This is a genomic window from Psychrobacter sp. FDAARGOS_221, from assembly GCF_002313155.2.
GTDB lineage: Bacteria > Pseudomonadota > Gammaproteobacteria > Pseudomonadales > Moraxellaceae > Psychrobacter.
In genome coordinates, this window is the sequence record NZ_NWFK02000001.1 from 1,562,511 (window position 1) to 1,578,970 (window position 16,460).

Annotated in this window: 11 protein-coding genes; 7 read left to right on the forward strand and 4 right to left on the reverse strand. The window is 44.7% G+C overall.

The window, feature by feature from the left end; all coding sequences use genetic code 11:
* Positions 1–3: 3 nt before the first annotated feature.
* Positions 4–1,209 (reverse strand): MFS transporter, encoded by a 1,206-nt coding sequence (locus tag A6J60_RS06520; protein ID WP_264755569.1) that lies wholly within the window; start codon positions 1,207–1,209, stop codon positions 4–6.
* A gap of 984 nt (positions 1,210–2,193) precedes the next feature.
* Between A6J60_RS06520 and A6J60_RS06525 the strand changes: the two genes are divergently transcribed.
* Positions 2,194–2,532 (forward strand): P-II family nitrogen regulator, encoded by a 339-nt coding sequence (locus A6J60_RS06525; protein WP_007394533.1) that lies wholly within the window; start codon positions 2,194–2,196, stop codon positions 2,530–2,532.
* Between the two features lie 111 nt (positions 2,533–2,643).
* On the forward strand, positions 2,644–3,936 hold the full coding sequence (locus A6J60_RS06530; protein ID WP_096065262.1) for an ammonium transporter: 1,293 nt from the start codon (positions 2,644–2,646) through the stop codon (positions 3,934–3,936).
* Positions 3,937–4,060: 124 nt separating this feature from the next.
* Here the strand turns inward: A6J60_RS06530 and A6J60_RS06535 are convergent, their stop codons facing one another.
* Positions 4,061–4,522: a YcgN family cysteine cluster protein gene (locus A6J60_RS06535; RefSeq protein WP_227526181.1), complete on the reverse strand. Its 462-nt coding sequence runs from the start codon at positions 4,520–4,522 to the stop codon at positions 4,061–4,063.
* Positions 4,523–4,870: 348 nt separating this feature from the next.
* Between A6J60_RS06535 and A6J60_RS06540 the strand changes: the two genes are divergently transcribed.
* The 4 genes from A6J60_RS06540 (at position 4,871) to A6J60_RS06555 (ending at position 9,813) form a co-directional block, all read left to right on the forward strand.
* Positions 4,871–5,611, forward strand: coding sequence for a dienelactone hydrolase family protein (locus A6J60_RS06540; protein ID WP_096065264.1), 741 nt, complete (start codon positions 4,871–4,873; stop codon positions 5,609–5,611).
* Positions 5,612–5,779: 168 nt separating this feature from the next.
* On the forward strand, positions 5,780–6,736 hold the full coding sequence (gene ylqF, locus A6J60_RS06545; RefSeq protein WP_096065265.1) for a ribosome biogenesis GTPase YlqF: 957 nt from the start codon (positions 5,780–5,782) through the stop codon (positions 6,734–6,736).
* A gap of 278 nt (positions 6,737–7,014) precedes the next feature.
* Positions 7,015–8,220 carry an A/G-specific adenine glycosylase gene (mutY, locus tag A6J60_RS06550; protein WP_096065266.1) on the forward strand — a complete coding sequence of 402 codons (1,206 nt, stop codon included), beginning with the start codon at positions 7,015–7,017 and terminating at the stop codon, positions 8,218–8,220.
* Positions 8,221–8,499: 279 nt separating this feature from the next.
* Positions 8,500–9,813, forward strand: coding sequence for a lytic murein transglycosylase (locus A6J60_RS06555; protein ID WP_096066505.1), 1,314 nt, complete (start codon positions 8,500–8,502; stop codon positions 9,811–9,813).
* 259 nt (positions 9,814–10,072) lie between these two features.
* Here A6J60_RS06555 and A6J60_RS06560 read toward each other — a convergent pair whose 3' ends face one another.
* Positions 10,073–10,969: an acyl-CoA thioesterase gene (locus A6J60_RS06560; RefSeq protein WP_096065267.1), complete on the reverse strand. Its 897-nt coding sequence runs from the start codon at positions 10,967–10,969 to the stop codon at positions 10,073–10,075.
* 661 nt (positions 10,970–11,630) lie between these two features.
* Here A6J60_RS06560 and plsB point away from each other — a divergent pair.
* Positions 11,631–14,522, forward strand: a complete 2,892-nt coding sequence (gene plsB, locus A6J60_RS06565) for a glycerol-3-phosphate 1-O-acyltransferase PlsB (RefSeq protein WP_096065268.1) — start codon at positions 11,631–11,633, stop codon at positions 14,520–14,522.
* Between the two features lie 186 nt (positions 14,523–14,708).
* Here the strand turns inward: plsB and ettA are convergent, their stop codons facing one another.
* Positions 14,709–16,370, reverse strand: coding sequence for an energy-dependent translational throttle protein EttA (gene ettA, locus A6J60_RS06570; RefSeq protein WP_096065269.1), 1,662 nt, complete (start codon positions 16,368–16,370; stop codon positions 14,709–14,711).
* Positions 16,371–16,460 lie beyond the last annotated feature (90 nt).

Genomic DNA, 16,460 nt, shown 5'->3' on the forward strand with positions numbered 1-16,460 from the left:
TCCTTAAGCGTCTAACGTACGTTTTGCCATAACCGATAAAATAATGGCTGGAATAAAACATAAGATGGATAAGTAAACGATGCCCATCACCCCGACTTGTGGCGCATGCACCAAGATTAAGCCGGCGATCCAAGTGGCTATCATGATTGAGAAGTTAAACACACTCGATTGCACCGAAGTGGCGACCGCTTTGGCTTCTGACACCTGCTTGCTCACTGCGGTCTGCCACATGGTCACTAATGGGCCAAAGGCCAAGCCCCATAAGAAAAAGGCAATGTGTGACAGTCCAGAAGTGCCGCCGAATAATACGAAAATACCCATAGCCAGCGCACCAGCAATTAACATCGCCACAATGAGACCACGCAAATGGGCATCAATAACACGTGCCGATAACACCACAGAGATGACTGAGCCAATACCAAAGATAAGTAACGCCAGACTAATACCGCCAGCGAAGGCCAAGGTATCGACCAATAACGTGATGTAAGTGTAGGTACTATAGTGAGCCACTACCGACAAGAAGGTCAGCACCAGCACTATCCACACTTGTGGAATCTTTAACATCGCCAGTGGTGAGTTGCTTTGGGTCAGCTTTTCGCCTGGTACCGCAGGCAAGAACTTCGCCGATAATAAGGCAATCAAAGCCCCCATAGCGCCTAGCAATATAAACTCTGTACGCCAGCCAAGATGGGTGCCTATATAGGTCATAAACGGCAATCCCAAACTGACACCAAAGGTGTTGCCTGCCATGATGATGGTAATGGCGCGGCCTTGCAGATCTTCAGTGACCAGCTCTGCGCCATAGGCTGCAATCATCGGCCACATAATACCGGCACAGATACCGCCCAAAATACGCATGGCGACAATTAAATAGTAAGAGGAAGTCAGGGCGACCACGATATTAGAGACCGCAAAGCCTGCCAGCAGCAGTAATAGCAGCGTTTTTCTATTGATGGCCAAGGTCATACTGATTAGCGGAATCGCAAAAATGGCGGATGCTAGGGCATAGATACCCACTAAGAAGCCCACTTGCGTCTCTTCGATACCAAGGCCTTGCGTCATTTGCGGCAAGATACCAGAAGGCACCAATTCTGAGAGGATACCCACGAAGGTAACACTGGCCATTAAGCCAAAGATAAACCAAGAAATATAATCTTTTTTAACCACTGCATTGTTTGAATTTACAGGGGTATTTGAGTTTATAGACACATCATTTCCTCCAAACCATGATGCTCAACAGCGACACCGTGATCTTAGGGCATGTTCTTAGTTTGTGTGCTTAACGTTGATGATGCGACTAACGTTAAATGGATCAAATACGAGGACAGGCTCTAGGTCATTTATTGGCTGGCTGGTTTTGAATTGCTACTTGTGAGTTATGCGTTAGCGCTTAGAGTGTTCACTGGATTTCAATTAGCAGGTTGTTAGCAAGCCTTTGATAGGTTAACCGTTTCAGCTTAATAGAGGGTTGTTTTATTAATAGCTGGATTAATAGTTAGTGTATTAATGTAATGGCTGGTGCAGCCTTAGCTGAGCATGAGTTAATGGTTGGTTTAGTTATTAGTTATTAATTATAAATTATTAATTATTAATTATTGGTTAAATATTATGAGTTAAATGTACGGTATAGATGGATGGCTTTGGGAAGGGAAATCGAGCCAACAACTATAGAATATAAAATATATAAAACAAATAAATCTTAGGATTAGATTACTATAAAACTGAAATTTAGAAAGTATTAAGTCAGTATTAAAAGGCAACCTAGTGTAACTTTTAATCGACTCTTATTCCCTATTATTAATATGGGTTTATTATCGGTAATTTCAAGCCTGCCCAAATTACTTAACAACCTGCTTTAATGATTTAAAAAGTAAGGTGTCATCTAAACCCACAAAGTGTCGATTGTTTACTTCACAAATTACTAACCAATGGCTAACCCTCTTTATAGAAACTTCGTTATAATAATTCAGTTATTGCCTGATATGGTGCACGTTAATTTGGTGCACTATTGTGTAATACGCACCATTATGATGCATTTTTAGCCCTAAAAGTGTCCTCCCCCTTCATTTTTAGTTGGCACAATTCTTGAAACAATGTCATCAGTAGCGATAAATGGTTTGTTGTATTAACAGGTGGCTTATTGCCAACAACTTAATCTCAAACAACTATCAAAATCATTAATAAGGATTTCCTATGAAATTGATTACAGCGGTATTAAAGCCTTTTAAGTTAGACGATGTGCGTGAGGCCTTATCTGAAATTGGAGTAAAAGGCGTCACAGTGACTGAGGTCAAGGGCTTTGGACGTCAAAAAGGCCACACTGAGCTGTATCGTGGGGCTGAGTATGTGGTAGATTTTTTACCAAAAGTAAAAGTAGAAGTGGCAGTAACAGATGAAATGGTAGAGCCTGCAATTGAAGCCATTACTCGCATTGCCAGCACTGGCAAAATTGGTGACGGTAAAATCTTTATCTCTCCACTTGAACAAGTCATTCGCATCCGTACTGGCGAAACTGGTCCTGACGCTATCTAAATCAGCTTTGTCGTCATGACTTAGCGCTCAGCTGTCACTGATTAAGATCAAGAACTTAACGCTGACCATATGAGCACACGCCAATCGGCATTGCATTCCAAGGGGGAACACATGCAAAACCAGATCTTTGAGCTTCAATACGCACTCGACACCTTTTATTTCCTAATTTGTGGCGCCTTAGTCATGTGGATGGCAGCTGGCTTTGCCATGCTTGAAGCAGGTTTGGTTCGCTCTAAAAATACCACAGAAATCCTCACCAAAAATATTGGTCTTTTCGCCATTGCCTGTACCATGTATATGATCTGTGGCTATCAGTTTATGTATGGCGGCGGCTTCTTCTTAAGTGACATCGCTGGTAACGACACCTTGGTTGCTCAAGCGCTTGCCGATTCTGCTGAGAATGGCTTCGGTGGCGATTCTGTCTACTCAAAAGCCTCTGACTTTTTCTTCCAAGTGGTGTTTGTGGCAACTTGTATGTCGATTGTGTCAGGTGCGGTTGCTGAGCGTATGAAGCTGTGGGTGTTCTTTGCCTTTGCTGTGGTGATGACCGGACTGATTTATCCGATAGAGGGCAGCTGGACTTGGAATGGTCAATCGGTATTCGGTCTGTTCTCACTGGGTGAAGTGACTGACGCGGCGGGCAATGTGGTACGTGCTGGTTTTAGCGACTTTGCAGGCTCTGGTATTGTACATATGGCAGGCGCTTCTGCTGCTTTGGCCGGCGTATTATTGCTCGGGCCGCGTAAAGGCAAATATGGTAAAAACGGTGAAATCCGTGCTATTCCAGGTGCTAATTTACCGCTTGCTGCTTTAGGTACCTTTATTCTTTGGCTCGGCTGGTTTGGCTTCAATGGCGGCTCTGTGCTTAAGCTTGGCGATATCAATAGCGCACATACGGTTGCTATGGTATTTTTGAACACCAATGCGGCAGCTGCTGGCGGTGCATTGGGCGCCTTATTGTTAGCGCGTATCATCTTTGGCAAAGCCGATTTAACCATGTTGTTAAACGGTGCATTAGCCGGTCTGGTTGCCATTACTGCCGGCCCCGATACCCCAACTCCTCTACTGGCAACAGTATTTGGCTTTATCGCAGGTATGCTAGTGGTTTGCTCGATTCTAGCATTAGATAAGATGAAGATTGATGATCCGGTTGGTGCCATCTCGGTTCATGGCGTGGTCGGTCTGTTTGGTTTACTGATTGTGCCTATTACCAATGAAAACACTTCATTTGGCATGCAGCTTATGGGCGCCGCTACCATCTTCGTTTGGGTATTCGTGTGTAGCCTGATTGTTTGGAGTGTTCTAAAAGCCGTTGTTGGCCTACGCATCTCTAAAGAAGAAGAGTATGAAGGTGCAGACATCTCTGAATGTGGTCAAGAGGCCTATCCTGAATTTGTGAACTAATCCGTAAACCCTACTCTCTCAGTTGAGATTAGAATAAAACAAAAAAGGAGCCAATAAGGCTCCTTTTTTTATGGCAGTAAAACAAAGATTAAACGCTAGCCAAAGAAGTCTAAAATGGATATGATTAGGCATGCACCCACTGAATAATGCGCTCTTCTAGATCATCTTCGTTAACCCAGGTTTCACTAACACAGCGACCGGCGACGCCAACACCTGCCTGACGCATGCCTTGCTTAGTCGCCTCAATGTCATTGGTCAATAATAAATGCCACTTGGGCAAGTCTTGTCCCAAATACAAACGCTTATAGGCACAGTTTTCGGGCAGCCACATCATATCCGGTAGCTTCGCGGGCGTCAGCGACACACACTCTGGCACATACTGATGGCGATTGGCATAATTTGAACAATAGCCGGTCTCACAATCTAGCAGCTTACAGGCAACATCGGTGTATTCAACAGTATACGGCTCATCTGGATCGTCCAAGAACTTCTCCAAACAGCAGGCACCACACCCATCACACAGTGCTTCCCACTCTGCGGTGGTTAGCTCCTCTAAGGTATATTGCTGCCAAAAATTTGGTCGCATCTGCTCGGTTGTCGCCACTGTCATTCCCCGTATTGTTCAAAACCTAGTGCTCAAAAATAAGAAGTGATCAGGCCATTAAAGCGATCAGGCTATTAGCGTCGATCATCATCACAAGTACTGCATTGTCACAAATAGTGCTCAGACTAATCGATTGCAGCAAGCGAATCAATACAAAAGCGCAGCAAAGTGCAATTGATTGTAGCTGCCGTTCACATTTCTTAAATCGAAACCTGATACTATCTTTGCTATGTTAATAAGCACAACAAACGCTGTTTCATAAAATCTCGATAAATAACCTCGTATTCGATTACTTATTCACTCACCAATAACAAAACATAAGGACATATCATGAGTATTAAAACTTACGAAATCAAAACCACTGCTGATTATGGCATGGAGCTTATCAGCTATGTTGCTTTACCGGAAGATGCCACTGATGAAAACGCGGTACCTGGTATTTTGGTCGCACCAGAATGGTGGGGCGTAGTCGATCATCCACGTGAAGTAACTGAACGCCTTGCAAAAGCAGGCTTTGCTGCTGTGGCAATGGACGTCTATGGTGAAGGCAAATTAACCACTGATGCGGCGCAAGCCAATGAGTGGATGACGCAAATGCTAAACGACCAAGACAAATTAATGGGTCGTTGCCGTGCCATTTTGGATGATTTTGCTGACCAACTGCCTGTGGATGGCAATCGCTTAGGTGTGGCCGGTTACTGCTTTGGCGGTAAAATTGCGCTTGATATGGCACGTGAAGGTATGCCAGTTAAGGCAGTCGCTACTTTCCACGGTAACCTATCACCAAAACAACCCGCGGAAAAAGACACCTTTAAAGCGGCAGTATTAGTCGCTCACGGCCGTGACGACAGCATGGTATCTATGGACGATGTTGCAGGTCTAAAACAAGAGCTAGACAATGCTGATGTTAACTACAGCGTCGATGTGTACGACAATGCCAAGCATGGCTTTACCAACCCAAATGCGGATAAGCGTGCTGCTGAAAATGGCGTTGACCTTGGCTACAACGAAGCGGCTGCAAAAGAAAGCTGGGATAAGATGATCGACTTTATGCGTGAACATTTGAAGTAAACCCCTTCGTTCATAAGCCATTTAATCAAAGCTTAATCACAAAAAGACGCTCACACTATCAGTGCAGCGTCTTTTTTGATGAGCAGTTGTGGTTATCGCCCATGCTTATCGCGAATAGTGTAAACTTAGGCGCATACGCTTAAACAGACAATACAGGTTATTTTAGACATGTTACAAACCCCTAGCATTCAGTGGTTCCCAGGCCACATGAACAAAGCACGCAATGACATCAAAGAAATCATGCCCGATATGGACGTGGTGATTGAAGTTATTGACGCGCGTATCCCTTTTAGCAGTGAAAACCCAATGGTTGCCGCTTTACGTGGCCACAAACCAGTCATTAAGATTTTAAACAAAGCCGATCTTGCCGACCCCAATCAAACCCAAGCATGGATTGAATACTTAGAATCAGAAGATCAGGTAAAAGCCATCGCTACCGACGACAATAAGTCCAGTGACGTCAAGCGCATCGTTCAGCTGTGCAAGCAGTTGGTGCCTAATAAAGTGGGTACCGGTCGTCAGATTAAAGTATTGATTATGGGTATTCCAAACGTCGGTAAATCAACGCTAATCAACACCTTAGCGGGGCGTAGTATTGCCAAAACGGGTGACGAGCCAGCGGTGACTAAGTCACAGCAATTAATCAAAATTGACAACGATATCATGCTGTATGACACGCCAGGCATGCTGTGGCCAAAGATTGAAAACCCGCACTCTGGCTTTCGTTTAGCCGCAACAGGCGGTGTTAAAGATACCGCTTTCGACTTTGCTGATGTGGCCAGTTATACCGCAGAGTATTTAATTAAGGCTTACCCTAAGCTGTTAAAAGAGCGCTATAAGCTTGAAGATTTACCAGAGACGGATTGGGAGTTTTTTGAAGCAGCCGGTCGCAGTCGTGGCTTTTTGAAAAAAGGCGGCGTGGTCGATACTTACCGCATGTCTGAGATTCTCATTAACGAGCTGCGCAGTGGCACGCTTGGCCGTATCACGCTTGAGACGCCTGCGATGCGTGAAGAAGAAGACAAGCTGGTCGAACAGCTACGTGCTCAAGCTGAAGAAAAACGCTTGGCCAAAATCGAAGAGAAAAAGCTGCGTAAAAGACGCGCAAGAAAGAACCGTAAGTAGCTGTCTTTTTTAGGCTTTCTTGTTTTGATTACTTAAAAATCCATCCCTAACCCTTCCTTTGCAAAAGGAAGGGCGTAAAACCCTATATAAATCGTAGGTTGGTGTCGAGGTACGAGACCCAACATTTTACAGACAACATGTATGGATTCCACTGGGCTGGGTGTCGTCACCTCCACGCCAGCCTACGCTAGATACCGTTTATCGAAAAAACACGAACGCCCAGTCTGACTAAATACTCATTTTCTAACTTTATAACCACAATCTAGGAAACTAATTTTTTGTCAAAACTGTTCAACCACACTGAAGCCGAACTCAATGCTTTTGCGCCACGCATCCTCGATTGGTTTGATAGCAACGGTCGTCACGATTTGCCGTGGCAACAACACAAAACCGACACCCCAAACCCTTATATTGTTTGGCTGTCGGAAGTTATGTTGCAACAAACCCAAGTCACCACAGTTATCCCCTACTTTCACCGCTTTATGGACTCGTTTCCAACCGTGCAAGATTTGGCCAATGCAGACTGGGATATGGTCGCTGAACATTGGGCAGGCTTAGGATATTACGCCCGTGCGCGCAATTTGCACAAAGGCGCTAAGCAGTTGGTTGAGATTATTAATGAGACCGGCGACTTTCCGCAAACCGTCGCAGGTTGGGAGGCGATATCAGGGGTTGGCCCTTCTACCGCTGGTGCTATTGTCGCGATGGGATTGCATGGTTATGGTGTGATTTGTGATGGCAACGTCAAACGTGTACTAACCCGCTGGGCAGGTATCGATGGCGACATTACCAAGTCTGCGACCAACAAACAGCTTTGGGCATTAGCAGAGCGTCTAACGCCTGAAGATGACAGCGGGCATTACGCCCAAGCCATGATGGATATGGGCGCGACCTTATGTACCCGCCGTAACCCAAATTGTGAGGCCTGCCCTATTAGCCAAGACTGTATCGCCCACGCGCAAGGGCGTGAAATGGACTATCCGTATAAGGCCAAAAAGAAGCCAAAACCAAGCAAGTTTAGCAATACGCTATTAATGACCAATCCACAAGGCGAGCTGTTATGGCTACAACGCCATGACAGTGGTATTTGGGGCGGACTTTGGGTGTTGCCATTACAGTTTGAGAAAAAAATGCAAGGCAAAACGGTGGTTAGCACTGCTAGTGAAGATGATGCGTTTGAATCCGAGAACAGTGTTGCTGAGCAAATCGTTGCCGCTTGGCTTGAGTCAGCAAACGTCACGCTTGAGCCAATTCAAGATGGACTATTAGAGTCTGCACCAATTAAACACACCCTGACTCATTTTCATTGGTATCTGCAACCACAAAAGGTTCACCTAACTGGATCACAAGCCACAGAGTTAACGAAGAAATTACAAGATGCTGAGATTGAGCTAACTTGGCTGTCTGCTGATGAGGCTAAAGCAACTTTGGGGTTACCGAAGGCTATGTTGAAGGTGTTAGAGACGCTATCATCGGCTCAATAGCTGCGCACTTAGCCAGCCATCGACTTTATCAGCGTTTATTGATACAGTATTTTAATCTATCGTCTGTGTTAATTTTTATATCATTTTTATCTTTTTGAGCATTTTTAGTTTATATTCTCTTTAGTTTATATACTGTTACAACCTCTATTTTAAGCGATTTGAGCACCGTGCATTCATCGTTAGCACTTAATCGTAAACCCTCAATCATGTGAGTTTTTTTGTATGTTAAACAATAAAAAGCAACGCTCTACGGCCTCTGGCTCTAGCAAAATAAATAAAATGACACTACTAAAAAGTGTCCTGATTCTTACCCCTGCCATTGTTCTATTTGCCAGCTGCTCAACCAAGCCGGTTCAAAAGGTACCTGTCTCTACACCGAAGCCAGCACCTAAAGCACCCGTCATTGTTATCAAACCAGACACACCGCCGCCTGTGCAGCAGCCAGCACCTCAGCCAAAACCTGTATTAAAGCCAAAAGCAACTTACAACAGCTTTGATGAATGGAAATCAGACTTCCGCGCACGTGCTCAAAGCCAAGGCTATAACCCATACGACATCAGCCAAATCATGGATGCTGCACAGCTGAATAACAAAGTAATCTCGCTAGATTCAAATCAAGCTGAATTTGTAAAAATGCCATGGGAATATGCAGACTCTGCGGTGTCGGGAGGCCGAGTCAGCAATGGTCAAAGCAAATTTAACCAGCAGCGTAGCCTACTGTCTCGTCTAGAGTCTCAGTACGGCGTAAATGCTGAAATTATCGCCGCTATTTGGGGCATGGAATCATCGTTCGGTTCATTCACTGGTAGCAGCTATATCCCGAGCTCGCTGGGTACGTTGGCCTATGAAGGTCGCCGCCGTGAGTGGGCAGAAGATCAGCTACTGGCGTTGATGAAAATTATGCAACGTGGTGATGTGACGCCCTCTCAGCTGAAAGGCTCATGGGCAGGCGGTATGGGTCAGACTCAGTTTATCCCAGGCACTTGGCTAGAGCATGGCGTTGATGGCGATGGTGATGGTCGCCGTAACCCTTGGGCCACTGGCGATGCGTTGGCCTCGACAGCCAACTATTTAAGTAACTCAGGTTGGGTACGTGGTCTGTCACCGTTTTATGAAACGACTTTACCAGCTTCATTTGACTACAGCCTGTTAAGACAGAAAATCCCTGCGTCAACTTGGCGTTCAATGGGCATCACCCCAAATGGTGGCGCCTACGTCGATGACAACACCCTGCTTGAACTATGGTTGCCTGCCGGTAAAGAAGGTCCTGCCCTATTGTTAAGCCCTAACTTTGATGTGATTAAAGTGTATAACAACTCATCAAACTATGCGCTAGGCGTGAGCTTATTGGGTCGTGCCATTATGGGTCAATCTGGTATTCAGAAGTCTTGGCCGCGTCATGAAAAACCATTGACCAAAGGTCAGGTGAAAACCTTGCAGCAAAACTTAACCCGCGCCGGTTATGATACCCAAGGTATTGATGGCATTATGGGTACCAATACACGTACTGCCTTTGCGCGCTGGCAGGCCGCTAATGGTCAAACGCCAGACGGCTTTGTCACTCAGCGCAGTGCCACTGCTTTAATCTGGTAATTAGATCTTTTAACTGGTCGCTGCTTATGATTAATCGTGGTTATTAACCGCTTAAAGCAGCAACCCCAATCAAAATTTGATTGATAAAAAAGCGCCACAAACTTAGGTTTGTGGCGCTTTTATGTTGTCTATTTAAAAGTGAAGTCTAATTTCAAAACTGTATCATACAAAAATACTGAGTCACGTTTATGGGCTATTTTTAATGTTGGTACTGCTAATTTTGGTTACTGACCATAAATGCTTAGCTAATAACTGCCAATTAACTGCCTCTTAGGCGCATTAGTCCTTCTTGCTGTACCGTCGCCACTAAATTGCCATCTTGCCAAAACTGACCATGGTTAAGGCCTCGTGAGTGCGAAGTGGTATCACACCACATGTCATATAACAGCCAGTCATTGATGTCAAAAGGACGGTGGAAATGCATTGAATGATCAATACTGGCAGCTTGCAGCCCTTTGGTCATAAAGCTGATGCCATGTGGCATTAGACCCGTTCCGACCAGATAATAATCAGACGAAAACGCCAATAACGCTTGCTGAATCGCTACCGGCTGCTCGCCCAGCTCAGGGATACGCAGCCAATTGGCTTGCTTAGGCGGCATCGGCTCAGGCACCACCGGATTGCGCGGCTTAACCGGTTTAATCTCGACATGACGCGGCCGCATAAAGCGCTGACGCAAAGGCTCAGGCACATCGCCAACATGGTGCTCTTTTAGCGACTGTTCAGACTCCAGATCCTCAGGCGGCGGATAGGCTGGCATTTCTTCTTGATAATCAAGCCCACCTTCCATCAAGCCAAACGAGGCCATCATGGTGAATACCACCTGCTCTATGACATTGCCCTGCTGATCTTGTTTGCGTTGCACCGCCGTGACTTCACGGGCAGACAGACTGCGCCCATCACGCAGACGGCGAACTCTATAGATAACCGACTGATTGATATTACCACTGCGCAAAAAATAACCATGTAACGAATGACAGGGTTTATCCTGATCTAAAGTATGCGCAGCTGCCATAATTGCTTGTGCTAAGACCTGACCACCGAAGATACGCTTGCCGACATAATCGAAGCTTTTGCCCTCGAATACATCAGGTTCAATTTCATTTAATTGAACGGTATCTAGCAGTTGAACTACCAGCTGTTTGTAATCAGACATCTAATATTCTCCAAAACAATCTAAGTGGCCGTGCAGCACATCACTATAGCCCTAAAACACCTTTAAAAGGCGATAAGGTATACATGAACGTCTTAAAATGCACAAAAAAGCCTTACAGCACACACTCATCTTGCAGATATGTAGGCTTAAAAAGCATCAGAGCACCGCTGACTGATGGTAACTGGCTGTTCGTACTAATTAATCATAAAAATTAATCGTACAAACCACTAGTAAAATTAGTGCCACAAGTCAGGGATGCATACTATTTTATACAGATGTTAAGTTAACAAAAATAACTTTTTTATTGCAAGTTATTTTAGTGTTGATGCAAGCATCGCTGCCTATCGTTATTCCTATATTGCATATTTATTAGACCTGTTGCCTGTCGTTTTAGAACACAAAGTTATCGTTTTCAGATCCAAAACTGTCTTTTTTAAACCCAAAAAATGTCATCTAAAAATCTGAAATAAAAACAACTTAGCAGCATCGCAGCGGTGAATTGACAAGCAGCTGTCTACTCAATGCTCTATAATAGAATATATATAATGAAAACCTTCAATGCTCTATAATAGGGATAAAGTTTTCAGAGAACAACTGTATTACTTTATTCAAATTTATGGCAATATAGCCTTATCTTTTTCTATAGGTTCAATTAAGACTTATGCTTCCATCTCGTTTATTGCACTCTCTTAAAGAGCGCCTAAAAAAACAACGTCAAACTCAAAAGACCAACAAAGAGACTCGCTCGGAGTCACAGCGCTCAGCGCTTAGCTTCCAAGAGCAAGCAGCTCAAGCAGGTGCTGCTATTTCGCGTTCAGGTCGCTCGGTAAACCAGCTGTATCACAAGCTGTCTGGTCAAACCCTTGAGTTGGCAGTCAAACCAAAAGTCATTGGTGATTTGCCTGAGATTAGTAATGAAGAAGGCGCACTCACCTTTTATGTGCTGCGTGAATATTCTCGTTCCAACAGCATATTAGTCGACCTACAATCAAAAGAACATGGCTTCCCGCCAGCCTTAGTGGGTGTCGAAGATCCAGCACATCAAATTGATGAGAATGCTGCCATTATATTTTTGCATCACCCCAATGCTGATGGTCGCAAGGTATCGCCACGTCTGGCAAGACTGGTATCTGCCTGCCGCCAGCATCCGGGTCTCAAGATTAATCTAGTACCTGTCTCTATCTTATGGGGTCGTGCACCGGATAACGAAGACTCATTATTCAAACTGTTGATGGCCGATAACTGGGATGAGCCATCTATTACCAAGCAGTTATTTAATATTGGCGTAATGGGCCGTGATACGTTTGTTCAGTTCCATCAGCCTCAGTCATTGCATGACATTATTGAGCAGTTGGCAGTACCGACTTCAACAGTCAATCAACCCTTAGATGACAGCACCCAACAGACGGTTTCTGATTTATTGTCTGCCGATAGTTTGCAAGATAGCCAGTCCAAGCAAGATGATGCATCAGCTGCAACGATTGCAGAAAATGATCTGCTACGCCAGGCCAAGCTTAATATTGAAGCTCAAGCCCTCTCGAGCTCGACCGCACTGCTTACCGCAACTGAGGCCAACTTTAGCTTAAGCTTATTGGTACAACATAAATTAAATGCCTATTTGGACAGTCATCGTCAGAGTATGATTGGACCAGATTTATCAGATAAGCGTAATCTAGTCGATAAGCTCATCCGCTCACCTGCGATCAATCATGCCTGCCAAAAAGAAGCAGAAGCCGAAGACATCGACTTTAATGTTGCTCGCCAGCGTGCGCGCGGTTATGCCAACGAAATCGTCAACGACTATAGTTACTCGGTGATTCGCTTTTTTGAGCGCTTTTTAACCTGGTTATGGACCCAGTTATACGACGGCGTAGAAGTGCACCACTTCGAGCGCGTTCGTGAACTTGCCGCAACTCATGAGCTAATCTACGTGCCTTGCCATCGCAGCCACGTCGATTACTTATTATTGGCCTATATTATTTACAAAAAAGGTCTCAGCTTGCCTTATGTTGCCGCCGGTAACAACTTAGACGTGCCTGTATTGGGCCCGCTATTGCGTAACGCCATTGCCTTTTATATTCGCCGCAGCTTTAAAGACAATGAGCTGTACAAAGCGGTATTGCGTGAATACTTGCACATGCTGATTCAGCGTAATACACCGATTGAATACTTCATCGAAGGTGGCCGCTCACGTTCAGGTCGCTTACTGCCGCCAAAACTTGGCATGCTGGCCATGACCGTCCACAGCCATTTACGTGGCTCAAATAAACCATTGGCCTTTATCCCAACTTATATTGGCTATGAACGTATTATGGAAGGCGGCACTTACATTGGCGAGCTAAAAGGTAAGCCAAAAGAGTCTGAATCATTACTGGGCTTATTGAAAGTCAGCCGTAAGATTGAACGTATCTTTGGTCATGTACATTTAAGCTTTGGCACACCACTGCATATGGAAGACTTTATGCAGAAGTTTGATGTGGCACCAAATAGCGTCCCTGCTGATCGCACAGATACGCCACTTGATGCTAACGCCACTGCCATGGTTGACAACCTTGGGGTGAAAATCATGCAGAATATCAATAAGGCAGCGGTGGTTAACCCCATCTCCTTATTATCATTGGTGTTATTATCAACGCCAAAAGCGGCGCTGGATGAAGAAAGCTGCCGTGAGCAAATCGCACTGTATCAACGCATCGCGAAAGATTCGCCTTATGCTGATGAGACCATCGTTACTGACATGGCGCCTCAGTCTATTATTGACTATGGCATCAAGTTAAAACTGGTCGAGCGTACACCGCACATCCTTGGTGATATGATCAAAGTATTACCAAAACAAATGGCCATTTTGAGCTACTTCCGCAACAATATTTTGCACGTATATATCATCGCTTCATTCTTAGCGGCCTTGGTATATCGTAACGGACGTATTGAGCGTAAACACTTAGACAGTATCGTTACTTTGTTATATCCGTTCTTACAAAGTGAGCTCTTCTTATACCGTGCGGCACGTAACTTACCAACGCTTATTGAAGAAACGCTAAGCACCTTAATCCAACAAAATATTATTGTTGATTTAGGTCATAACATTCTAAGCACACCTGAGAAAAACAGTGAGCAGTATCAACAGCTTGATATGTTGGCCTCCCCTGTCTCGCAAAGTCTTGAGCGCTACTTTATGTCGTTGGCACTATTGGCTCAACAAGGCTCAGGCAAGCTGACTGCAGAGCAAGTGGTCGACTTATGTCACTTATTAGGTCAGCGCCTGTCAGTACTTTATTCTGATGACATTCCAGACTTCTTTGATCGCGCACTGTTTACCAGCTTCTTGAACGCACTGATTCGTCTCGATTATGTACAAAAAGATGCCGAAACTGGGGTACTAACCTTTGATGAGCGCATCAACAATATAGCCGGTCATGCACACTACATCCTTAATCCAGATATGATGCAAATCTTAGAGCATGTGGCCAGCTTAGAGGAAGAAGAGATTAATCACGCCATTAGCGAGATTAATAACAAAAAACTGAGCAAATTTAGCCGCAAACCTAAGTAAGTTGCCGTTAAAATTTCTTATTTAAAATCAAAAGGGACAGCCAGTGATTGTCCCTTTTTTGATGCTGGTATTAACTAAAACCTAGATATATAAAAATACCCCACAAGTTGCGTTCAACTTATGGGGTATTTTTTGGAACTACAATTTAAGTGTTAAATGACTTTTATATAAACACCTAGACGTCAATTAACTATTAATTTTCTTGTATTTCATACGCTTAGGACCAGCATCATCACCTAGGGTCTTCTTGCGATACGCTTCGTACTCTGAGTAGTTACCGTCATACCATACTGGGCCTTCTGGCTCGAATGCCAAGATATGAGTCGCGATACGGTCAAGGAACCAACGGTCATGCGATACAACCAGTACGGTACCTGGGAATACTTGAATCGCATCTTCTAGCGCACGTAAGGTTTCTACGTCCAAGTCGTTTGATGGCTCATCCAGTAAGATAACGTTAGCGCCCTGCTTTAGCGTTTTCGCTAACTGTAGACGGTTACGCTCACCACCAGATAGGTTACCGACTAGCTTTTGCTGATCTTGACCTTTGAAGTTAAAGCGGCCGATATAAGCACGGCTTGGCGTTTCATATTCGCCCACTTTGATGATGTCTAGACCATCTGATACTTCTTCCCAAACGGTTTTGCTGTCATCTAAGTTATCACGAACCTGACCCACATAGGCCACGCTCACACTTTCACCCAGTTCAACCGTACCTGTATCTGGTTTATCCAGACCGGTCATCATGTTAAACAGCGTGGTTTTACCCGCACCGTTAGGACCAATAATACCTACGATACCTGCTGGTGGCACGTTAAAGCTTAGGTTTTCGTACAATAGACGATCACCGAAAGATTTTGAGATGTTATTCACCTCAATAACTTTGTTACCTAAACGAGGACCAGGTGGAATATAGATTTCTGATGTCTCGTTACGCTGCTGGAATTCTTTTGAGTTCAGCTCTTCAAAGCGCTGGATACGAGACTTAGACTTGGCTTGCTGACCTTTTTGGTTTTTACGAACCCACTCAAGCTCTTTTTTCAGTGCTTTAGCAAATGATTCTTCTTGCTTCTGCTGCTCTTCTAGACGCTTGTTCTTCTGCTCTAGCCACTCAGTGTAGTTACCTTCATATGGGTAGCCATAACCGCGGTCAAGCTCAAGAATCCACTCAGCCACGTTATCCAGGAAGTATCTATCGTGGGTAATGGCAACGATGGTACCGCTAAAGTTCTTCAAGAACTGCTCTAGCCACGCGACAGACTCTGCGTCTAAGTGGTTAGTTGGTTCGTCAAGAAGTAGCATGTCTGGGCGAGACAATAACAGACGGCACAGTGCCACACGGCGCTTCTCACCACCAGACAGCTTACTCACATCAGCATCCCAAGGTGGCAGGCGCAGTGCATCGGCAGCTTTTTCAAGTTGGGTATTTAAGTTATGTGCATCCCATGCCTGAATGATGTCTTCCATTTTACCTTGCTCTTCAGCAAGCTTATCGAAGTCAGCATCAGGTGCAGCATATTCTGCATAAATCTCATCTAGACGAGCCAACGCATCAAGCGCTTCACGCATACCATCTTCAACGTTACCACGAACGTCTTTGCTGTCATCCAGCTGTGGCTCTTGTGGTAAGTAGCCAATCTTAATGCCTGGCTGTGCACGTGCTTCACCGCTGTACTCAGTATCGACGCCAGCCATGATGCGTAATAAGGTAGATTTACCTGCGCCGTTAATCCCTAATACCCCAATTTTTGCACCTGGGAAAAAAGACAAGCTAATGTCTTTTAGGATCTCGCGCTTAGGTGGAACAAGTTTTGACACCTTGTTCATGGTGTAGATATATTGTGCCATTAAGACTCCATTATTAGTATCAGTCGTTCGGGTCGGTTGTGGTTGCTACTGTCATTGTTGCCTGTGTCTCGCAACGGATATAGGCTCGTA

Bases quoted from the DNA above. Each gene is read 5' to 3' on its own strand.
- ylqF (WP_096065265.1), top strand. From the start codon at position 5,780: ATGTTACAAACCCCTAGCATTCAGTGGTTCCCAGGCCACATGAACAAA.
- A6J60_RS06525 (WP_007394533.1), top strand. From the start codon at position 2,194: ATGAAATTGATTACAGCGGTATTAAAGCCTTTTAAGTTAGACGATGTG.
- A6J60_RS06530 (WP_096065262.1), top strand. From the start codon at position 2,644: ATGCAAAACCAGATCTTTGAGCTTCAATACGCACTCGACACCTTTTAT.
- A6J60_RS06535 (WP_227526181.1), bottom strand. From the start codon at position 4,522: ATGCGACCAAATTTTTGGCAGCAATATACCTTAGAGGAGCTAACCACC.
- A6J60_RS06540 (WP_096065264.1), top strand. From the start codon at position 4,871: ATGAGTATTAAAACTTACGAAATCAAAACCACTGCTGATTATGGCATG.
- A6J60_RS06555 (WP_096066505.1), top strand. From the start codon at position 8,500: ATGACACTACTAAAAAGTGTCCTGATTCTTACCCCTGCCATTGTTCTA.
- A6J60_RS06560 (WP_096065267.1), bottom strand. From the start codon at position 10,969: ATGTCTGATTACAAACAGCTGGTAGTTCAACTGCTAGATACCGTTCAA.
- ettA (WP_096065269.1), bottom strand. From the start codon at position 16,370: ATGGCACAATATATCTACACCATGAACAAGGTGTCAAAACTTGTTCCA.
- plsB (WP_096065268.1), top strand. From the start codon at position 11,631: ATGCTTCCATCTCGTTTATTGCACTCTCTTAAAGAGCGCCTAAAAAAA.